The sequence below is a fragment of the Microbacterium sp. genome (assembly GCF_047971895.1).
In the GTDB taxonomy this organism is placed as follows: Bacteria; Actinomycetota; Actinomycetes; order Actinomycetales; family Microbacteriaceae; genus Microbacterium.
The window spans coordinates 1-20,530 of the sequence record NZ_JBKEAF010000105.1 but is presented as its reverse complement, the minus strand read 5'-3'; the positions used below and the strand labels follow the sequence as shown (position 1 = coordinate 20,530).

Below are 20,530 nucleotides of genomic sequence, written 5' to 3'. Positions count from 1 at the left end.
TCAGTCTCCGGCGGCGATCCGGATGTCGAGGCCCAGGTCGACCGCGTGCGCGGAGTGCGTGAGGGCGCCCACCGAGATCACGTCGACGCCGGTCTCGGCGATGGCGCGCACCGTGTCGAGCGAGACGCCGCCCGACGCTTCGACGACAGCCCGCCCGGCGATGCGGGCGACACCGGTGCGCAGGTCGTCGAGCGAGAAGTTGTCGAGCATGATCACGTCGACACCGCCCGCGAGCACCGGCTCGATCTGATCGAGCCGGTCGACTTCAACCTCGATGCGCGTCGTATGGGGCAGCAACTGGCGCGCGGCCCGGATTGCCTCGGTCACCGACACGCCTTTGGCGGTGAGCACGGCGAGGTGGTTGTCCTTGGCCATCACCGCGTCCGACAGCGAGAAGCGGTGATTGCGGCCGCCGCCGTTGACCACCGCGTGCCGTTCGAACGCCCGCAGGCCCGGCGTGGTCTTGCGGGTGTCGACGATGCGCGCTCCCGTGTGCGCGACCTCGGCGACGTAGCGCGCGGTCAGCGTGGCGACCCCCGACATGCGCTGCACGAAGTTCAGGCCGATGCGTTCGGCGGTGAGCACCGCCCGGGCGGGGCCCGAGACATCGGCGAGCACGTCGCCCTTCTCGAAGGAGGCGCCGTCCTCGGCGCGCAGCGCGACCTCGATCGCCGGTTCGGTCAGCCGGAACGCGGCGGCGAACACCTCGCCCCCGCTGAACACGCCCGGTTCGCGTGCGATCAGCTGCGCGTGCGCGGTCGCCGTCTCGACGAGGAACGCCTCGCTCGTGAGGTCGCCCCAGGGGGCGTCCTCGGCGAGGGCGGCGGCGACGGCCCGGTCGATCGTGGCGGCGGTGAGCATCAGGCGGCTCCGGTTTCGATGAGGGCCGGGGCGTCGCTGCGGAAGTGTGCACCGACCGATTCCGGCCGGGCGCGCGCGGCGGCGACCAGCGCCTCGGCCACGATGAGCAGGTTCTCGTCCTCGAACTCGCGCTCCGTGTGTGGAGTGCGGGGCTCGGCGCGCCACCCGGCGAGGGTGGCCGCGGCATCCCGCAGCCCGTCCTCGTCGCGCACGAGACCCACACGCCGCCACATCAGCTCTTGCAGCGCCCTCCGTGTGAACGTCGGTGCCTCCGTGCCGCGGTGCTCTATGAGACGTGGCCTCTGCGCGTCCGCCACTGCGCTCCGCGGCGACTTCTGCGCGCAGGAGACGTCTCGCGACGCGGTCGGCGGGGAGGCGAGGGCGGTGGCGGTGCGGGCCGCGAAGACGGCGCCCTCGAGCAGCGAGTTGGATGCCAGGCGGTTGGCGCCGTGCACCCCCGTGCGCGCGACCTCTCCGACCGCGTAGAGCCCCGGGAGGCTCGTGCGCCCGTGCAGATCCGTGACGACGCCGCCCATGAGATAGTGCGCCGCCGGCGTGACAGGGAGGGGGCTGCGCGCCCAGTCCAGGCCGCGGTCGCGCACCGCGGTGTCGATCGTCGGGAATCGCGCCGCCAGGAACGATGCCGTCTGCTCGGGCGTGGCACGCAGGCGCGTGGCATCCAGCAGCACCGGACGTCCGCCCTGCGCAGCCATGCGCTCCGCCATCGCCCGGGCGACGACGTCGCGGGGGGCGAGCTCGCCGTCGGGGTGCACCTCGGGCAGGAACCGGCGGCCCTGCTCATCGATCAGCGTCGCCCCTTCGCCGCGTACCGCCTCGGACACGAGGAACGCGTCGCCCGCGGCCAGGATCGTCGGATGGAACTGGAAGAACTCGAGATCGGCGACCGCGGCGCCGGCGCGCAGCGCTACGGCGATGCCGTCGCCCGTGGCGACCGGGGGGTTCGTGGTGTGCGCGTAGAGCTGCCCGGCGCCGCCTGTGGCGAGCACCACCGCATCGGCCGCGATGGTCTCGCGCCTCCCCTCGACAGGCTCGGGGAGCGGGACCGGCTCGGGGAGCGGGACCGGCTCGGGGAGCGGGGTGCCGCCGGGCACATCGCCGATGAGCAGGTCGACACCCGCGACGCGCCCGCCTTCGAGCACGAGGTCGAGGAGGAAGGCGTGCTCGATGACACGCACCTCGCTCGCACGCAGGCGTGCCACGAGGGCCTTCTCGATCGCGGTGCCCGTCGCATCCCCGCCGGCGTGCAGGATGCGCGGGTATGAGTGCGCCGCCTCCAGGCCCTTGACGTACTCCCCGTCGGCGCCGCGGTCGAAGGCGACGCCGAGGTCGACGAGCTCGCGGATGCGCGCGGGTCCCTCTTCGACGAGCACGCGCACGGCGGCCTCGTCGCATAGCCCGGCCCCCGCGATGAGCGTGTCGCGCACGTGGTCGTCAACGGCATCGTCGTCGAACATCACACCGGCGATCCCGCCCTGGGCGAAGCGGGTGTTGGCGTGCTCGAGGACGTCCTTCGTCACGAGCGTGACCCGACAGTCGTGCTGCACCGCGTGCAGGGCCGTCATCAGGCCCGCGATGCCCGAGCCCACCACGACGACGTGCGTCATGCGTCCCCCTCGACAGGCTCGGAGAGCGGGCTCATGGGCTCGGAGAGCGGGCTCACGGGCTCGGAGAGCGGGGTGCGGGCGACGACGTCGACCGTGCCGGCCGGAGGCTTGGCCGCCAGCATCCGCTCCAGCGCGAGGCGTGCGGGGTCGGCCACGTCTGACGAAACCGTGATGCGGTTGAGCACCTCACCGCGCACGAGACCCTCGAGCACCCACGCCATGTAGCCGGGGTGGATGCGATACATGGTCGAGCACGGGCATACCACGGGGTCGAGGCAGAAGATCGTGTGCTGCGGGTTGTCGGCGGCGAGGCGCTGCACGAGATTCACCTCGGTGCCGACCGCGAAGGTCGTGGGCTCGGTCGCACTCTCGATCGCACGGCGGATGTAGTCGGTGGAGCCGGATTCGTCCGCGGCATCCACCACCTCCATCGGGCACTCGGGGTGCACGATCACCCGCACGCCGGGGTGCTCCGCCCGGGCCTGGTCGATCTGCGCCACACTGAATCGGCGGTGCACCGAGCAGAAGCCGTGCCACAGGATCACCCGCGCATCGCGCAGACCCTCGACCGAAGCACCACCCCGCGGCCGCCGCGGGTTCCACATCGGCATCTGCTCCAGCGGCACGCCCATCGCCTTCGCGGTGTTGCGGCCCAGGTGCTGGTCGGGGAAGAAGAGCACGCGGCGCCCGCGTTCGAACGCCCACTCCAGCACGGTGCGCGCGTTCGACGAGGTGCAGACGATCCCGCCGTGGCGGCCGACGAACCCCTTGATCGCCGCCGACGAGTTCATGTACGTCACCGGGATCACCGGTACGCGTCCGTCCGCATCGGGCTCGTCCAGCGGGCCGTACACGTCGGCAAGCTGCTCCCAGCACTCCTCGACCTCGTCGATCGAGGCCATGTCGGCCATCGAGCACCCGGCCGCGAGGTTCGGCAGGATCACGGCCTGATCCGGGCCCGACAGCAGGTCGGCGGTCTCGGCCATGAAGTGCACGCCGCAGAACACGATCGCCTCGGCCTCGGGGTGCGCCTTCGCGGCGTTGGCGAGCTGGAACGAGTCGCCGACGTAGTCGGCGTGCACGACGACCTCCTGCCGCTGGTAGAAGTGCCCGAGCACGACGACGCGGTCGCCGAGAGCCTGCTTCGCGGCGAGGATGCGCTCGGCGAGCTCGTCCTCCGAGGCATCGCGATACTCCTGCGGCAGCTCGCCCTGTCGCGGCGCGCCGACGGGGATCACATCGCCCATCGACGAACCCGGGCCGTACCCGGGGCGCGTGTCGAAGTTCCACGGTGCGGCGACGAGATCGGTGTTGCAGACCTCGGCGTCGAGCACCCCGGCGATGATCGCCTGGATCTCGTGGTCGATGCTGGGATCGACCGGCTGCGGCGCGATGTTGGTGGCAGGCATGGCGTCCTTCCTTGTGCGGATCCTGTGGCCCGGACCGCGGTCAATGCATGTCGAGCGGGCCGCGGTCGGCCAGCTCGACATCCCGGTTGTAGGTGTACAGGCGCGCCGGCCGGTGGCTGCCGGTGCGGAAGTCATCGGTGGGGATCAACGTGCCCGAGTTCTCCACCTGCCGGCGGAAGTTCGCCGGGTCGAGGCGACGCCCCAGGATCGCCTCGTTCACCTCGCGCAGATCGGCGAGGGTGAACCGGTCGGGCAGCAGCCCGTGCGCGATGCGGCTGTAGCCGACCTTGTTGCGCAGGCGCCACAGCGCGTAGTCGACGATGTCGTTGTGGTCGAAGGCGAGACGGGGGAGGGATGCCGCGGCGAACCACTCCACGTTCTCCGGCGCGTCCGCGGCGCTCGCGTCGACCTCGTCGGCGCGCAGCAGCGCCCAGTACACGATGGACACGACCCGGGTGGGGGAGCGGTCGACGGCGCCGAACGCGTACAGCTGCTCGAGGTAGCTGGGGGTCAGCGCGGTGGTCTCGGCGAGGGTGCGGCTGGCCGCGGCATCCAGGCTCTCCTGTCCGTCCAGCCAGCCGCCGGGGAGTGCCCAGAGTCCTGCGAACGGGTCGCGGGTGCGGGGCACGAGCGGCAGGACGAGGGTCGGCAGCTCGTCGCCCGGGCGTCGGCGGAGGCTGAAGATCACGGTCGACACGGCGAGGCGCGCGACGTCGTCCGCAGACGGCGATGTCTGTGGACGTGCGATCCCTCGCGTTCGTGTCATAGTGACTTTAACCTCCGTGGAGCATCTTAGAGTCACATCTACCTGAAGTGCAACCCAGGGTCGACGGGTATGCTGTGCTCAAACCGAACACATGGCCGCATGACTCGTGCGGGAGAGCCCCAGCCGCATCGGGGCACCGAAGGAGCAAGCCTCCCCGCCAATCTCTCAGGTCTGCATACCGCACGAGCCCGGCCACTCTGGAAAAGACCCGCGCGCGCGACGATGCCCGGCGGATCTGCCGAAGGTGAAAGCCCCGCCGCGGGTGAAGCTCTCAGGCCAATGACAGAGGGGGAGTTCGCGGATGCCGCCCCGGCATCCGTCATCCGACTCCGGAGAACTCATGACAGCCCCCACCTCCCCGCGCTCCACCGTGTTGCGCGACCGCCACGAAGCGCTCGGCGCCTCTTTCACCGACTTCGGCGGGTGGATGATGCCCGTGCGCTACACGTCCGACCTCGCCGAGCACCGCGCTGTGCGCGAGGCCGCCGGGCTCTTCGACATCTCGCATATGGCCGAGTTCCTCGTGACGGGAGCGTGCGCCGGCGCGTTCCTGGACTTCGCGCTCGCCGGGCGGTTGTCGACGATGAGGCTCGGCAAGGCCAAGTACTCCCTGCTGCTTGCCGACGACGGCGGCATCGTCGACGACGTCATCGTGTACCGGCTGGGCGACGACAGGTTCGTCGTGATCGCGAACGCCGGCAACCACGACGCCGTTGCTGCCGCGCTCGACGAGCGGGTCACCGGATTCGACGCGGGCGTCGAAGACGTGTCGGACGCGTTGTCGCTCATCGCCGTGCAAGGCCCCCGCGCCGCCGAGATCCTGACCGCGACGGAGGGGCTCGCGCTGGTCGACCCGCCTGTGCAGGTGGATGCCGAGGGTACCCCGTGGACGGTCGGCGACCTGTCGTACTACTCCGCCCGCGGCGCCGCGTTCGAGGGCACGTCGGTGCTCGTGTGCCGCACCGGGTACACCGGCGAAGACGGCTTCGAGCTGCTCATCGCCAACGAGGCGGCGGCGGCGCTGTGGGACGCGCTACGGGCCGCGGGGAAGCCATCCGGTCTCGTGCCTGCCGGCCTCGCCGCCCGTGACACGCTGCGACTGGAGGCCGGCATGCCGCTGTACGGCCACGAGCTGAGCCGCGACATCGTTCCCGCGCAGGCGGGGCTCGGCTGGGTCGTCGTGCTCGACAAGGACGACTTCGTCGGCAAGGCGGCGCTCGAGACGGTCGTCGCCGCAGACGCCGCCGTGCTCGTCGGGCTCGTCGCCGAGGGCCGCCGCGCGGGACGGGCCGGATATCCCGTGACCGACGCCGGGGGAACCGTCGTCGGCGAGGTCACCAGCGGTGCGCTCAGTCCCACGCTCGGACACCCCATCGCCCTCGCCTACGTCTCACCCGCCGTCGCCGCCGAGGGCACAGAACTCGCCATCGACGTGCGGGGCACCCGCATTCCCGCCACCGTGACCGCCACACCCTTCTACCGGAGGAAGAAATGACCGATCTCGACAGCCTCAAGTACACCGCCGAACACGAGTGGGTCGACTTCGACCCGGCCACGGGGCTGGCCACCGTCGGCATCACCGCCTACGCCGCCGACAAGCTCGGCGACGTCGTCTACGTCGACCTGCCCGCCGTCGGCACCGCTCTGGTGGTTGGTGAGGTGTGCGGCGAGATCGAGTCGACGAAGTCGGTGGGCGAGCTGTTCGCACCGCTGAGCGGCGAGGTGGCCGAGATCAACGACGCCGTCGTCGACGACCCGTCGCTGATCAACGCCGATGCGTTCGCCGGCTGGCTCGTGAAGCTCGCCGCCGAGGCCGCCGCCGTCGAGGCGCTCATGGATCGCGAGGCGTATCTCGCGCTCACCGGCGAGGGCGCATGACCGCCTCTTTCGCAGACCGGCACATCGGGACGGATACCGCGGCTCAGCGCCGCATGCTCGACGCCTTGGGCTACGACAGCGTCGAAGCCCTCGTGGAGGCGGCCGTGCCGGCATCCATCCTCCTTCCCTCCCCGCTCCCCGAGCCCGCCGAGGGGTCGATCCCGCCCGCGGCGACCGAGGCCGAGACGCTGGCCGAGCTGCGCGCGTTCGCCGCGCAGAACCGGCCGGCGCGCTCGATGATCGGGCTGGGCTACTACGACACGCTGACCCCCGCCGTGATCGCGCGCAACGTGTTCGAGAACCCCTCGTGGTACACCGCGTACACGCCGTACCAGCCCGAGATCTCGCAGGGGCGCCTGGAGGCGCTCATCAACTTCCAGACGATGGTTGCCGACCTCACCGGGCTCGACACGGCCAATGCGTCGATGCTCGACGAGGCGACCGCCGTGGTCGAGGGGATGCTGCTGGCTCGCCGCGCGGCGAGGTCGAAGGGCGACGTGTTCCTCGTCGACGCCGACGCGCTGCCGCAGACCAAGGCGCTGCTCGAACATCGCGCTGCCGCGCTGGGGATCACGCTGCACTACACGGCGTTCGACCTCGATGCGGTCCCGTCCGGCCTCGATGTGTTCGGGGCGTTCATCCAGTACCCGGCGGCGTCCGGGCGGGTCTGGGATCCGTCCGAGGTCATCACGGCGGTGCACGCGCAGGACGGCATCGTCGTGGTCGCCGCCGACCTGCTGGCGCTGACGCTGCTACGTTCTCCGGGTTCGCTCGGTGCCGACGTCGCGGTAGGTACGACACAGCGCTTCGGGGTGCCGATGGGCTTCGGCGGCCCGCACGCCGGATACATGGCGGTGCGCGCGGGACTGGAGCGCCAGCTGCCGGGACGGCTGGTGGGAGTGTCGCAGGATGCCTCCGGACACCCGGCCTACCGGCTCGCCCTGCAGACCCGGGAGCAGCACATCCGCCGCGAGAAGGCGACGTCGAACATCTGCACCGCACAGGTGCTGCTGGCAGTCATGGCCGCGATGTATGCGGTGTATCACGGCCCCGAAGGTCTGCGCGCGATCGCCGTCGACGTCGCGAAGAAGGCCGAGGCGCTGGCCGCACGGCTGCGATCCTACGGGCTCACGGTCATGCACGATGCGTTCTTCGACACCGTCCGGGTCGTCACGCAGGGGCCGGCCGAGACCGTCATCGACCGGGCGCGGTCGAAGGGATACCAGCTCTTCTGGGTCGACGAGGCCAGCGTGGGCGTGTCGGTCGACGAGACCACGACCGCCGACGACCTCGCCGCCGTCGCGTGGGCGTTCGACCCCTCGACAGGCTCGGGGAGCGAGGCAGGCTCGGGGCTGCCCTACGCCGACGCCGTGCCGCTGGCCGGCGTGCCCGGCGGGCTGCGCCGTGACGACGGGTACCTCACGCATCCGGTCTTCTCGACGCACCGCAGCGAGACCGCCATGATGCGCTATCTCAAGCGCCTCGCCGACACGGACTACGCCCTCGACCGGGGCATGATCCCGCTCGGCTCGTGCACGATGAAGCTCAACGCGGCGACCGAGATGGCCGCCGTGTCGTGGCCCGAGTTCGCCCGCGTGCACCCGTTTGCGCCCGAGGCCGACGTGCGCGGGTATCTCGCGCTCATCGAGCAGCTGGAGTCGTGGCTCGCCGAGGTCACCGGGTACGACGCGGTGTCGCTGCAGCCGAACGCAGGCTCGCAAGGCGAGCTCGCCGGCCTGCTGGCCATCCGCGGCTACCACCACGCCAACGGCGAACCCGAGCGCACCGTGTGCCTCATCCCGTCGTCGGCGCACGGCACCAACGCCGCCTCGGCGGTGCTGGCCGGCATGAAGGTCGTGGTCGTCGCATGCGACGACGCGGGCAACGTCGAACTCGACGACCTGCGCGCCAAGATCGCCCTGCACTCGACAGAGCTGGCGGCGCTCATGATCACCTACCCGTCGACGCACGGCGTGTACGAGCACGATGTCGTCGAGATCACGCAGGCCCTGCACGACGCCGGCGGCCAGGTGTACGTCGACGGCGCCAACCTCAACGCGCTGCTCGGCTACGCCCGCTTCGGAGACCTGGGCGGCGACGTGTCGCACCTCAACCTGCACAAGACCTTCGCGATCCCGCACGGAGGCGGCGGGCCCGGTGTGGGGCCGGTGGCCGCCAAGGCGCACCTGGCGCCATACCTGCCATCGCATCCGCTGTCGCAGCGTGCCGACCACGCCGGTGGGTTCGTGTTCGACGGCGGCCCGGTGTCGGCGGCGGCATACGGGTCGGCATCCATCCTGCCGATCTCGTGGGCCTACATGCGCATGATGGGGGCCGAAGGGCTGCGGGATGCCACGGGCGCGGCAGTGCTCGCCGCGAACTGGATCGCCGCGCAGCTGCGCGAGCACTTCCCGGTGCTCTACACGGGCGAGAACGGCCTGGTGGCGCACGAGTGCATCCTCGACCTGCGTCCGCTGCGCGAGCAGACCGGCATCACGGTCGATGACGTCGCCAAGCGCCTGATCGACTACGGGTTCCATGCCCCGACCATGTCGTTCCCCGTGGCGGGGACCCTCATGGTCGAGCCCACCGAGTCCGAAGACCTCGGCGAGCTGCAGCGTTTCGTGGAGGCGATGATCGCGATCCGGGCCGAGGCGCTCGCGGTGGCCGCGGGCGAATGGCCCGCCGACGACAATCCGCTCGTGAACGCGCCGCACACCGCACAGGCGATCGCCGTCGGCGAGTGGACGCATCCGTACTCGCGCGAGGTCGCGGTCTACCCGGTGCGCTCACTGGTGACGGGGAAGTACTGGCCGCCGGTGCGCCGCATCGACAACGCGTGGGGCGATCGCAACCTCGTGTGCGCGTGCCCGCCGCCGGAGGCGTTCGAGTAGGGGACGGAGTATCACCTTCAACATGACGTCGAGGTGACTTCGAGGGAAACTCTTGACGTCATCGGCGTGGCGAGTAGATTCGTTCGTGCGAAGAGAAAACAGAAACAGAAGGCTCGCAAGAGCAGGCAACGGAAACCGCAGATCGCATGATGAACGCCCCCGATGCTTCGGCACCGGGGGCGTTCTTCGTGTCCGCTGGTCGCGGGATGCCGGGGCCGCCTGCGCTTCGAGCTCGTGCAGCCGAGCGACGACGGCAGGATCGCCGTGGATGTCGTCCATGGGCACGCTTCAGGCACTGTGCCCCCGACACGAATCGAACGTGCGACCTTTGGTACCGGAAACCAACGCTCTATCCCCTGAGCTACGGAGGCGTACCGATTGAGGGTATCACCGTGCACCCGGGGTCGTTCGCCCACCGGACCCTCGTCGTACACGTTCGGGTGCCGCGGACGCCATCCCGCACAGCACAAGCCATGGCGCGGCGGAATCATGACCGGAAACTAGACTGGGGAGGCCATGAACCCTGATGCCCTCGCCTCTGCTCTGCTCGACGTCGTCCGTCCACTGGCCGAGGCGCGCCGACCCGGGTCGACCGACGGGCTGCAGGCATCCGATCTTCCGCTCGAACGCCCGAAGAACCGCGATCACGGCGACTGGGCGTCCAACGCGGCGCTCAAGCTCGCCAAGAAGGTGGGCGCGAACCCGAGAGAGTTCGCCGGCGACATCGCCGCGGCCCTTGCCGACGTCCCCGGCATCGCGAGCGTGGACGTCGCCGGCCCCGGGTTCATCAACGTGCGGCTGGAGGCGGCCGCCGCCGGCGCGCTTGCGAAGGAGATCGTGGATGCCGGTGCCTCCTTCGGTGCGAACGACTCGCAGCGCGGCAACAGCATCAATCTCGAGTTCGTCAGCGCCAACCCGACCGGGCCACTGCACATCGGCCACACGCGGTGGGCGGCGCTCGGCGACGCGATCGCGCGCCTGCTACTGGCGTCGGGCGCGACCCTCGTGCGCGAGTTCTACATCAACGACGCCGGCGCGCAGATGACACGATTCGGCCGATCGGTGCTCGCCGCCGCGAAGGGTGAGCCGACGCCGGAGGACGGCTACCCCGGCTCGTACATCGGCGACCTCGCGCGGCGCGTGCTCGACGCGCAGCCCGATCTGCTCGCGCTCGACGACGCACAGCAGCGGGAGATCGCGACCGACATGGCCTATGCGCTGCAGCTCGGCGACCTGCAGGCCTCGCTCGAGAAGTTCAACGTGCACTTCGACGTGTGGTTCTCTGAGCGCGTGCTGCACGCCCGCCCTGCGGACGGCGGCCCCAGCCTCGTCGATCAGGCCGTCGAGCGGCTGCGTCGGCAGGGGCACATCTTCGACGACGACTCCGCGGTGTGGGTGCGCACCACCGACTTCGGCGACGACAAGGACCGGGTCATCCGCCGCTCGAACGGCGAGTACACGTACTTCGCCGCCGACGCCGCGTACTACCTCAACAAGGGGGACCGCGGCTTCGCGCACAAGATCTATCTGCTCGGTGCCGACCACCATGGGTACGTGCACCGGCTCAAGGCGCTCGCCGGCGCGGCCGGCGACGACCCCGACAAGGACATCGAGGTGCTCATCGGGCAGCTGGTCTCGGTCAACGGTGCCCGGCTCTCCAAACGGGCCGGCAACATCATTGAGCTGGACGACCTGCGCGACTGGATCGGCACCGACGCGCTGCGGTACTCGCTCGCGCGCTACCCGGCCGACTCGCCGCTCACGCTCGACCCCGAGATCCTGCGCAGGCGCACCAACGACAACCCCGTCTTCTACGTGCAGTACGCGCATGCGCGCACGCACAACGTCGCACGCAACGCCGCGGCCTCCGGCATCGAGCACACCGCGTTCGCGCCGGAGCTGCTCACCCACGACACCGAGGCGGCACTGCTGGGCGCCCTGCAGGAGTTCCCGCGGATCGTCGCATATGCCGCCGAGGTGCGCGAGCCGCATCGCGTCGCCCGCTACCTCGAAGAGCTCGCCGGGCTCTACCACCGCTGGTACGACAACTGTCGGGTCATCCCGCTCGGCGATGACCCGGTCACCGATCTGCACCGCACGCGGCTGTGGCTCAACGACGCCACCGGCCAGGTGCTGCGCAACGGACTCGATCTGCTCGGCGTGTCGGCCCCGGAGCGCATGTAGAACGGAAGCATGAACACCGGACTGCCCGAACCCCAGCCCGGTTACCGCTGGGAGCTGCAGGTGCCCGACACGGGCCGGCGTGAACGACACCCCGGCCGATGGATCATCGCCGTCGTCGTGCTGCTTGTGCTGCTGGGCATCGCCGCCGTCGCCGGCGAGTGGCTGGCGCGCGAGGTGACGACCAACACCATCCGCAACGCGGTCTCGTCGCAGCTGGGGGTCGCCGACAGCGAGGACATCGAGGTCGAGGTGCCCGGCGTCATCCTGCTCCAGCTCGCCCAGGGCCGCCTCGACGAGGTGACGCTGACGGCCGGCGACGCCACGTTCGACCAGGTCAGCGGCGACGTGCGTGTGCACGCCACCGACGTGGCCACGCGCGGCGAGCAGACGATGGGCTCGGCCGAGGCCACGATCGAGCTCGACACCGCCCAGCTGCGGTCGCTGCTGAGCACTGTCGAGGGGTTCCCGGCCGATTCGGCGACCATCGAGGCGCCCGGGGTGCGCATGACCTACACGCTGCAGGCGCTCGGCGTCGAGATGCCCGTCGGTGCGGTGCTCGCACCGAGCGCCGCCGACGGGCACCTCGTGCTGTCGCCGAGTGCGTTCGTCCTCGGCGATGCGGAGATCACCGCCGACAACCTGCGCGGTCGCTTCGGCGCCCTCGCCGACGCCCTGCTGGAGGACTGGAGCGTGTGCATCGCCGATCAGCTGCCCGCGGGCGTCACCCTGACCGCCGTGGACGTCACGGGTACCGCGCTCGTCGCGCACGCCGACATCGACGGACGCATCGGCGTCGACCCGCAACTGCGGGCGAAGGGCACCTGCGAGTGAGACGCTAGACTCTCCACCAGTCCCCGGTCCGTGCCATCCCGAGGCCGTGACATCCATTTCCGCCTGCTGCCGCGGCGTTCCACGATTGGGTCGAAGTGTCCTTGAACGCGTCTCTCGCTCCGGCCTGGCTGGCCGTTCCGCGCGACGCGAACGACCTGGCCCCCGCCGTGTGGCCGCACTCCGCCTGCCGCGACGCGGACGGCGTGCTGACGATCGGCGGGGTCGCCGCCACCGCGCTGCGCGACGACTTCGGCACGCCGCTGTACGTGGTCGACGAGGGCGAGTTGCGGGCACGCGCGCGCCGGGTGCGCGATGCGTTCCAGGATGCCGCGGCCACCCGCGGCACCGAGGCCCGCGTCTACTACGCGGGCAAGGCGTTCCTGTCGGCCGAGGTGGCCCGCTGGGTGACCGAGGAGGGCCTCAACCTCGACGTGTGCACCGGCGGCGAGCTGGCCGTCGCGCTCGCCGCCGGGGTCGATCCCGTGCGGATCGGCTTCCACGGCAACAACAAGTCTCGCGTCGAGCTCGAGGCGGCCGTCGACGCCAGGGTGGGCACCGTCATCGTCGACAGCGTGACCGAGGTCGAGCGGCTGGCGGCCGTCGCGGCGGCCCGCGGCATCCGTCAACCCGTGCTCATCCGCGTCAACAGCGGCGTCCACGCCGAGACCCATGACTTTCTCGCCACCGCCCATGAAGACCAGAAGTTCGGCTTCGCGCTCGCCGACGCCCCCGAGATCGCGGCGCTCGTGCGCGCACAGCCGGGCCTCATGTTGGTCGGGGTGCACTGCCACATCGGCTCGCAGATCTTCGGCATCGACGGCTTCCGCGAGTCGGCCGCCCGCATCGTCGCGCTGCACGCCGAGCTGAGCGAGATCGATCCGCTGCCGATCCTGAACCTGGGCGGCGGCTTCGGCATCGCCTACACCTCCGTCGACGACCCCGATCCCATCGAGGCGCTCGCCGACGGCATCGTCGCAGCCGTCGCCGCCCAGTGCGCGGCGCGCGGCATCCCGATTCCCCGGCTCGCGTTCGAGCCCGGGCGATACATCGCCGGCCCGGCCGGGGTCACCCTCTACGAGGTGGGCACCGTCAAGCCCGTGCGCGTGAGCGACGAGGCGACCCGGATCTACGTCAGCGTCGACGGCGGCATGAGCGACAATGCGCGCCATGCGCTGTACGACGCCCAGTACTCGGCGCGCCTGGCATCGCGCTCCAGCACGGCCGAGCCCACCCTCACCCGGATCGTCGGCCGGCACTGCGAGTCGGGCGACATCGTCGTCGACGCAGAGTACCTGCCCGGCGACGTCGCAGAGGACGATCTGCTCGCGGTGCCGGCGACCGGTGCATACTGCTACTCACTGGCCAGCTCTTACAACCACGTGCCTCGACCCGCCGTCGTCGCCGTGCGCGACGGACGGGCGCGGGTGATCGTGCACCGTGAGACGATCGCCGACCTGCTCGCCCGCGACGCAGGCCTGACCCCGACCTCTGAAGGGAACCGATGCCTGTACTGAGTGACCGAAGGGAGTCGAAGTGACTGCCGATCACCGCCGTTTGCGGGTCGCGCTTCTGGGTGCGGGTGCCGTGGGCTCGCAGGTTGCCGCGCTGCTGCTGCAGCACGGCGACGAGCTCGCCGACCGCGCCGGAGCCACCCTCGACCTCGTCGGCATCGCCGTGCGCGACGTCGACGCGCCCCGCGACGCCGACCTGCCGCGCGATCTGCTCACCACCGATGCCGACGAGCTCATCGTGAGCGCCGACATCGTCATCGAGCTGATGGGCGGCATCGAGCCGGCCAAGACGCAGCTGCTGCAGGCGATCAACGCCGGCGCCGACGTGGTCACGGCGAACAAGGCGCTGCTGGCCACCCATGGGCCTGAGCTGTTCGAGGCGGCTGACCGGGTCGGCGCCGAGGTGTATTACGAGGCGGCCGCTGCGGGGGCGATCCCGATCATCCGCCCGCTGCGCGACTCGCTCGCCGGCGACCGGGTGCGCCGCATCATGGGCATCGTCAACGGGACGACCAACTACATCCTCGACCGCATGGACCTGGAGGGCGCCGAGTTCGCCGACGTGCTGGCCGAGGCGCAGGCGCTCGGCTACGCCGAGGCGGACCCCACCGCCGACGTCGAGGGCTTCGACGCGGCGCAGAAGGCCGCGATCCTCGCGAGCCTCGCGTTCCACACCGCGGTGCCGCTCGACGCCGTGCACCGCGAGGGCATCACGAGCATCGACAAGGGCATGATCGAGACGGCCCGCCGCGCCGGATTCGTCATCAAGCTGCTCGCCGTGTGCGAGCGGCTCACCGACCCCGAGAACGGTGTCGAGTCGATCTCGGTGCGCGTGTACCCGGCGCTGGTCAGTCGTGAGCACCCCCTGGCCAGCGTGCACGGTGCGAACAACGCCGTCTTCGTCGAGGCCGAGGCCGCCGGCGACCTCATGTTCTACGGCGCGGGCGCCGGCGGCGTGCAGACGGCGTCGGCCGTGCTGGGCGATGTCGTCTCGGCCGCCCGTCGGCATATCGCCGGGGGAGTGGGCGTCGGCGAGTCCACCCACGCGAACCTGCCCCTCGCACCCGTGGGGCACGTCGTGACGCGGTACCAGATCACGCTCGAGGTCGACGACCGCCCAGGCGTGCTCGCGATCGTCGCCGGCCTCCTCAGCGACGGCGGCGTATCGATCGCCACGGTCGAGCAGACCGTGCACGGCGGAGGCGTGGCCCACCTGGTCATCGGCACTCACCGGGCGCAGGAGCAGAACCTCAGCGACACGGTCGACCGACTCGCTGCCAGTGACGTGGTCGAGCGGGTGGTGTCCGTGCTGCGAGTAGAAGGAGACTGACATGGCACATCAGTGGCGCGGAGTCCTGCGCGAGTATGCAGACCGGCTGGGCGTGACCGACACGTCGACCGTCGTGACGCTGGGCGAGGGCGGCACGCCGCTGCTGCCCGCGCCGGCGCTGTCGAAGCGCACCGGAGCCGATGTGTGGGTGAAGTTCGAGGGCATGAACCCGACCGGGTCGTTCAAGGACCGCGGGATGACCGTCGCGCTCTCGCGTGCTGTCGAGCACGGCGCGCAGGCCGTCATCTGCGCGTCGACGGGCAACACGTCGGCCTCGGCGGCCGCCTACGCGGCGCACGCCGGGATCACGGCCGCGGTGCTCGTGCCGGAGGGAAAGATCGCGATGGGCAAGCTCAGCCAGGCGGTCATCCACAACGGCCAGCTCATCCAGGTGCGCGGCAACTTCGACGACTGCCTCGAGATCGCCCGCGAGCTGGCCGAGCACTACCCCGTGCACCTCGTCAACAGCGTCAACCCCGATCGCATCGAAGGGCAGAAGACCGCCGCCTACGAGATCGTCGAGGTGCTCGGCGACGCGCCGGACTTCCACTTCATCCCCGTCGGCAATGCCGGAAACTACACGGCGTACGCGCGCGGCTACCGCGAGGAGGCCGAGCGCGGGGTCGCCGCGCGCGTGCCGCGCATGTTCGGCTTCCAGGCAGAGGGCTCCGCGCCGCTCGTGCGCGGCGAGGTCGTGAAGGACCCCGACACCGTGGCATCCGCGATCCGCATCGGCAACCCCGCGTCGTGGGCTCTCGTGCTCGAGGCGCGCGATGCGACCCAGGGCTGGTTCGGTGCGATCGACGACCGCCGCATCCTGGCCGCGCAGAAGATCCTCGCCGGCGAGGTGGGCATCTTCGTCGAGCCGGCCTCGGCCATCAGCGTCGCGGGTCTGCTCGACCGTGCCGAGGCCGGTGTCATCCCCGCCGGGTCCCGCGTGGTGCTCACCGTCACCGGGCACGGCCTGAAGGATCCGCAGTGGGCGCTGCGCGATCTCGACGGCGGCGAGGTCACGCCGACCGTCGTCGACGCCGCCACGAGCGAGGTCGCCGCCGTGCTCGGCCTGCAGCGCCGGGAGGCATAAGCGGTGGGCCAGACCGTCGCCGTGCGCGTGCCCGCCACGAGCGCCAACCTCGGCCCCGGCTTCGACACACTCGGGCTCGCCCTGTCGCTGTACGACGATCTGACCGTCACGGTGCTCGACGGCGACGAGCTGATCATCGACGTCGAAGGCTCCGGTGCCGCAGATGTCCCGCGCGACGACTCGCACCTGGTCGTGCGGGCGATTGCGCACACGTACGAGCGCGTGGGACGACGGATGCCGGGCCTGCACCTGCGTGCGCACAACGTCATCCCGCACGGTCGCGGACTCGGCTCGTCCGGGGCCGCGGTGGCGTCCGGCGTCCGGGCGGCACAGGCGCTGCTCGCCGACGAGGTGCCGCTCGACGACGCCGACCTGCTGCGGTTGGCCACCGAGCTCGAGGGGCACCCCGACAACGTGGCCCCCGCACTGTTCGGCGGGCTCACGATCGCGTGGACCACGCCGGCGGGCCCCGCGCACAAGAAGCTGATGGTGCACCGCGGCGTGTCGCCGCTGCTGTTCGTGCCCGATTTCACGATGTCGACCGAGGTGGCTCGCAGCCTGCAGCCGGCGCAGGTGCCGCGCGAGGACGCTGTGTTCAACGTGTCGCGCTCGGCACTGCTGATCGCGGCGCTCACCCAGAGCCCCGAGCTGCTGCTGGCTGCGACCGAAGACCGTCTGCATCAGGACTACCGTGCCCAGGCGATGCCGCGGACCACGGCGCTGGTCCAGGCGCTGCGTGCGCGAGGGTTCGCGGCCGTCGTCTCCGGCGCGGGCCCGAGTGTGCTCGTGCTGGCCGACGGCCCCGGCGCCCGCCTGGAGGCGGCGGAGCTGGCTGCGTCGGCCGTGGACAGCCCCTGGGAGGCGCTCATGCTCGCCGTCGACGTCAAGGGTGGTACAATTAGGGACTAAGCGAAGGGTTCCACGTGCCGCTCTCGCGGCCGTGAATCTGGCCTTCGTCGCAATCTGCGAACTCTGCACGACACCCATCCCGCTGACCCCCGGTCGACGCAGGATGCGCGTCGACGCGCCCGCGTCGCGTGCAGAATGACAACGTATCTACAGAGGAGAACTCGTGGAGTCGATCTCCGACATCCCGTCCGGCACTGTCCCCGTCGAGGGCGAGCAGGCCGACGCCACACCCCGTACCGAAGACACGGTAACCGCCGCCCCCGAGGTCGCGGTGGAGGCCCCCGCACCCGAGCCCGAGCCGGAGCCCGCCACCGACCCGGCGCCGGAGCACGCTGCCGAGGCTGCGCCCGTCGCGGAGCCAGAGCCGGTCACCACGCCTGAGCCCGTTGCCGAGCCGGAGCCCGCCGCTGAGAAGCCGGCCCGGGCGAAGAAGCCTGCGCGCCGTCGCCGCGTGCACGAACTGGCAGCCGAGGCCGGCGTCGACTCGCGCACCGTGCTCGACAAGCTGGCCGAGCTCGGCTCGCCGGTGGCAAGCCCGGCCTCCGCCGTGGCCGTCGAGCTCGCCGAGCAGGTGCTCGCCGCCTTCGCCGCTGCAGGCGAGGCCGAGGATCCCGCGACGACCGACGCCGCGGAGGCACCGGTCGAGTCCGCCGGGGCGGCCACCACAGCGGAGGCCGCCGACGACAAGCCCGCAGCGAAGCAGGGTCGCGGCCGCAGGTCCACCGACAAGAAACAGGCCGCTGACACCGCAGATCAGAAGAGCGGCGACGCCGAGACGACAGCCGACGCCGACGCCGCGAGCGAGCAGGGCGAGGCCGAACAGGGTGCGGCCGAGCAGTCGTCCGACGGTGACCAGCAGTCATCCGGCCGTCGCGGTCGCAACCGCAACCGCAACCGCAGCCGCAACGCCGGCGGGAACGCGCCGTCCGGTCAGGACGGCTCGGCCAAGCAGGACTCCGACGGCGACGAGCAGCAGGGCAACGGTCGTGGCCGGCAGCGCAACAAGCGTCGCGGCCAGGGCGGCCAGGGCGACGAGTTCGAGACCGAGATCAGCGAGGACGACGTCCTCATCCCGATCGCCGGCATCCTGGACGTGCTCGACAACTACGCGTTCGTGCGCACCACCGGCTACCTCCCCGGCACCAGCGACGTCTACGTGTCGCTCGGACAGGTCAAGAAGTACAACCTGCGCAAGGGCGACGCGGTGGTCGGCTCGATCAAACAGCCGCGCGAGGGCGAGCAGACCGGCCGGCAGAAGTACAACGCGCTGGTCAAGGTCGACTCGATCAACGGACTCTCGGTCGACGACGCGGCAGGCCGTGTCGAGTTCGGCAAGCTCACGCCGCTGTACCCGCAGGAGCGCCTGCGCCTGGAGACCGCGACAGAGAAGCTGACGCAGCGCATCATCGACCTGGTCGCTCCCGTCGGTAAGGGCCAGCGCGGCCTGATCGTCGCACCGCCCAAGGCCGGCAAGACGATTGTGCTGCAGCAGATCGCCAATGCCATCGCGATCAACAACCCCGAGGTGCACCTCATGGTCGTGCTCGTGGACGAGCGACCCGAAGAGGTCACCGACATGCAGCGTACGGTCAAGGGGGAGGTCATCGCCTCGACGTTCGACCGCCCCGCCGAGGACCACACGACGGTCGCCGAGCTCGCGATCGAGCGCGCCAAGCGTCTGGTCGAGCTGGGCCGCGACGTGGTCGTGCTGCTCGACTCGATCACGCGTCTGGGCCGTGCCTACAACATCTCGGCGCCGACCTCGGGCCGTGTACTGAGCGGTGGTGTCGACGCCTCGGCGCTCTACCCGCCCAAGCGCTTCTTCGGCGCGGCGCGCAACATCGAGAACGGCGGGTCGCTCACGATCCTGGCGACGGCGCTCGTGGAGACCGGTTCCAAGATGGACGAGGTCATCTTCGAGGAGTTCTAGGGCACCGGCAGCAGCGAGCTGCGCCTGTCGCGGCAGCTCGCCGACAAGCGCATCTTCCCCGCCGTCGACGTCAACGCATCGTCCACGCGTCGCGAGGAGATGCTGCTGAGCCCCGACGAGGTCAAGATCACCTGGAAGCTGCGCCGTGCGCTCGCCGGCCTCGACCCGCAGCAGGCGCTCGAGGTCGTGCTCGGCAAGCTCAAGGAGACGCAGTCGAACGTCGAGTTCCTCGTGCAGATGCAGAAGTCGATCCCGACACCGCCTGCTGGCGGGCACTCGCACGGGCACGACAACAGCATCCGCTGACGCGCATGTTCGAGTCGGTCAAGGGGCTGATCGCCGAGCACCAGGCCGTTCAGACTGAGCTCTCCGATCCCGCCGTGCACGCCGACGCGACGCGTGCGAAGCGCGTCAACCGGCGCTACGCCGAGCTGTCGAAGATCGTCGCGGCCCACTCTGCGTGGGTCGCGGCGACCGGCGACCTGGATGCCGCGCGCGAGCTCGCGCGCGAGGACGACACGTTCGCAGCCGAGGTCCCCGGGCTCGAGGAGCAGGCCGCGCAGGCGCAGGAGAAGCTGCGGCGCCTGCTCATCCCTCGCGACCCGGACGACGCCCGTGACGTGATCATGGAGATCAAGCAGGGCGAGGGCGGTGCCGAGTCTGCCCTGTTCGCCGCCGACCTGCTGCGCATGTATCTGCAGTACGCCGCCTCGAAGGGGTGGAAGACCGAGCTGCTCGAGCGCAATGAGTCCGACCTCGGCGGCTACAAGGACGTGCAGGTCGCGATCAAGGGCTCCTCGAGCGACCCCGCCCAGGGCGTGTGGGCGCACCTGAAGTACGAGGGCGGCGTGCACCGCGTGCAGCGGGTGCCGGCCACCGAGTCGCAGGGGCGCATCCACACCTCCACGACGGGGGTGCTCGTGGTCCCCGAGGTCGACGAGCCCGAAGAGATCCACATCGACCCGAACGACCTGAAGATCGACGTGTACCGGTCGTCCGGCCCCGGCGGTCAGTCGGTGAACACCACCGACTCGGCGGTGCGCATCACGCACGTGCCCACGGGGATCGTCGTGTCGATGCAGAACGAGAAGTCGCAGATCCAGAACCGCGAGGCGGCGATGCGAGTGCTGCGGGCGCGCCTGTTGGCCAAACAGCAGGAGGAACGGGATGCGGCGGCCTCCGACGCCCGGCGCAGCCAGATCCGCGGGATGGACCGCTCCGAGCGAATCCGCACCTACAACTTTCCCGAGAACCGAATCGCCGACCACCGCACGGGCTACAAGTCCTACGACCTCGACAAGGTGCTCGGCGGGGCGCT

14 protein-coding genes, 1 tRNA gene, 1 pseudogene and 1 riboswitch are annotated in these 20,530 nt (G+C 70.8%); of the genes and pseudogenes, 11 read left to right on the top strand and 5 right to left on the bottom strand.

Going from position 1 to position 20,530, the window contains the following annotated elements; all coding sequences use genetic code 11:
• The 4 genes from nadC to ACK5IN_RS08435 are packed head-to-tail and all read right to left on the bottom strand — an operon-like array spanning window position 1 to window position 4,661.
• Complete coding sequence (gene nadC, locus ACK5IN_RS08450; RefSeq protein WP_416895747.1) at window positions 1-861, bottom strand: carboxylating nicotinate-nucleotide diphosphorylase; 861 nt, start codon at window positions 859-861, stop codon at window positions 1-3.
• Window positions 861-2,486 carry an L-aspartate oxidase gene (locus tag ACK5IN_RS08445; protein ID WP_416895746.1) on the bottom strand — a complete coding sequence of 542 codons (1,626 nt, stop codon included), beginning with the start codon at window positions 2,484-2,486 and terminating at the stop codon, window positions 861-863. Before ACK5IN_RS08445 ends, nadC begins: the two co-directional genes overlap by 1 nt.
• Window positions 2,483-3,895: a quinolinate synthase NadA gene (gene nadA / locus ACK5IN_RS08440; RefSeq protein WP_416895745.1), complete on the bottom strand. Its 1,413-nt coding sequence runs from the start codon at window positions 3,893-3,895 to the stop codon at window positions 2,483-2,485. The genes ACK5IN_RS08445 and nadA overlap by 4 nt, the downstream gene beginning before the upstream one ends.
• A gap of 40 nt (window positions 3,896-3,935) precedes the next feature.
• Entirely contained in the window at window positions 3,936-4,661 is a 726-nt protein-coding gene (locus ACK5IN_RS08435; RefSeq protein WP_416895744.1) for an NUDIX hydrolase, read from the bottom strand.
• A 99-nt stretch (window positions 4,662-4,760) separates the two neighbouring features.
• Window positions 4,761-4,852: riboswitch (glycine riboswitch) on the top strand.
• Between the two features lie 149 nt (window positions 4,853-5,001).
• Here ACK5IN_RS08435 and gcvT point away from each other — a divergent pair.
• From gcvT to gcvP, 3 genes are read left to right on the top strand one after another with little or no spacing between them, the layout of a single operon-like run.
• A complete protein-coding gene (gene gcvT / locus ACK5IN_RS08430) occupies window positions 5,002-6,156 on the top strand; it encodes a glycine cleavage system aminomethyltransferase GcvT (RefSeq protein ID WP_416895743.1) in 1,155 nt (384 codons plus the stop codon).
• The gene (gcvH, locus tag ACK5IN_RS08425) at window positions 6,153-6,539 is read left to right on the top strand and encodes a glycine cleavage system protein GcvH (protein ID WP_416895742.1); all 387 of its coding nucleotides are present in this window, start codon (window positions 6,153-6,155) and stop codon (window positions 6,537-6,539) included. Before gcvT ends, gcvH begins: the two co-directional genes overlap by 4 nt.
• Window positions 6,536-9,433, top strand: a complete 2,898-nt coding sequence (gene gcvP / locus ACK5IN_RS08420; RefSeq protein ID WP_416895741.1) for an aminomethyl-transferring glycine dehydrogenase — start codon at window positions 6,536-6,538, stop codon at window positions 9,431-9,433. Before gcvH ends, gcvP begins: the two co-directional genes overlap by 4 nt.
• Before the next feature lie 298 nt (window positions 9,434-9,731).
• On the opposite strand, the gene ACK5IN_RS08415 is transcribed toward gcvP, so the two are convergent.
• Window positions 9,732-9,804, bottom strand: a tRNA-Arg gene (locus tag ACK5IN_RS08415).
• 145 nt (window positions 9,805-9,949) lie between these two features.
• Here ACK5IN_RS08415 and ACK5IN_RS08410 point away from each other — a divergent pair.
• The 8 genes and pseudogenes from ACK5IN_RS08410 to prfA all read left to right on the top strand — a co-directional run.
• A complete protein-coding gene (locus ACK5IN_RS08410; RefSeq protein WP_416895740.1) occupies window positions 9,950-11,617 on the top strand; it encodes an arginine--tRNA ligase in 1,668 nt (555 codons plus the stop codon).
• Between the two features lie 9 nt (window positions 11,618-11,626).
• Window positions 11,627-12,448 carry a DUF2993 domain-containing protein gene (locus tag ACK5IN_RS08405; RefSeq protein WP_416895739.1) on the top strand — a complete coding sequence of 274 codons (822 nt, stop codon included), beginning with the start codon at window positions 11,627-11,629 and terminating at the stop codon, window positions 12,446-12,448.
• A gap of 101 nt (window positions 12,449-12,549) precedes the next feature.
• A complete protein-coding gene (gene lysA / locus ACK5IN_RS08400) occupies window positions 12,550-13,962 on the top strand; it encodes a diaminopimelate decarboxylase (RefSeq protein WP_416895738.1) in 1,413 nt (470 codons plus the stop codon).
• Between the two features lie 19 nt (window positions 13,963-13,981).
• Window positions 13,982-15,289: a homoserine dehydrogenase gene (locus tag ACK5IN_RS08395; RefSeq protein WP_416895737.1), complete on the top strand. Its 1,308-nt coding sequence runs from the start codon at window positions 13,982-13,984 to the stop codon at window positions 15,287-15,289.
• Window position 15,290: 1 nt separating this feature from the next.
• The gene (thrC, locus tag ACK5IN_RS08390) at window positions 15,291-16,373 is read left to right on the top strand and encodes a threonine synthase (RefSeq protein ID WP_416895736.1); all 1,083 of its coding nucleotides are present in this window, start codon (window positions 15,291-15,293) and stop codon (window positions 16,371-16,373) included.
• Window positions 16,374-16,376: 3 nt separating this feature from the next.
• On the top strand, window positions 16,377-17,282 hold the full coding sequence (gene thrB / locus ACK5IN_RS08385) for a homoserine kinase (protein WP_416895735.1): 906 nt from the start codon (window positions 16,377-16,379) through the stop codon (window positions 17,280-17,282).
• A 163-nt stretch (window positions 17,283-17,445) separates the two neighbouring features.
• A pseudogene (gene rho / locus ACK5IN_RS08380) lies at window positions 17,446-19,518 on the top strand (transcription termination factor Rho).
• Between the two features lie 5 nt (window positions 19,519-19,523).
• Window positions 19,524-20,530, top strand: a 1,007-nt coding sequence (prfA, locus tag ACK5IN_RS08375; protein ID WP_416895734.1) for a peptide chain release factor 1, incomplete at its 3' end; no start/stop codon positions are given.

What these genes read in the sequence shown, in the direction of transcription:
- nadC (WP_416895747.1), bottom strand. Translation starts at nt 861, where the DNA reads ATGCTCACCGCCGCCACGATCGACCGGGCCGTCGCCGCCGCCCTCGCC.
- ACK5IN_RS08445 (WP_416895746.1), bottom strand. Translation starts at nt 2,486, where the DNA reads ATGACGCACGTCGTCGTGGTGGGCTCGGGCATCGCGGGCCTGATGACG.
- nadA (WP_416895745.1), bottom strand. Translation starts at nt 3,895, where the DNA reads ATGCCTGCCACCAACATCGCGCCGCAGCCGGTCGATCCCAGCATCGAC.
- ACK5IN_RS08435 (WP_416895744.1), bottom strand. Translation starts at nt 4,661, where the DNA reads ATGACACGAACGCGAGGGATCGCACGTCCACAGACATCGCCGTCTGCG.
- gcvT (WP_416895743.1), top strand. Translation starts at nt 5,002, where the DNA reads ATGACAGCCCCCACCTCCCCGCGCTCCACCGTGTTGCGCGACCGCCAC.
- gcvH (WP_416895742.1), top strand. Translation starts at nt 6,153, where the DNA reads ATGACCGATCTCGACAGCCTCAAGTACACCGCCGAACACGAGTGGGTC.
- gcvP (WP_416895741.1), top strand. Translation starts at nt 6,536, where the DNA reads ATGACCGCCTCTTTCGCAGACCGGCACATCGGGACGGATACCGCGGCT.
- ACK5IN_RS08410 (WP_416895740.1), top strand. Translation starts at nt 9,950, where the DNA reads ATGAACCCTGATGCCCTCGCCTCTGCTCTGCTCGACGTCGTCCGTCCA.
- ACK5IN_RS08405 (WP_416895739.1), top strand. Translation starts at nt 11,627, where the DNA reads ATGAACACCGGACTGCCCGAACCCCAGCCCGGTTACCGCTGGGAGCTG.
- thrC (WP_416895736.1), top strand. Translation starts at nt 15,291, where the DNA reads ATGGCACATCAGTGGCGCGGAGTCCTGCGCGAGTATGCAGACCGGCTG.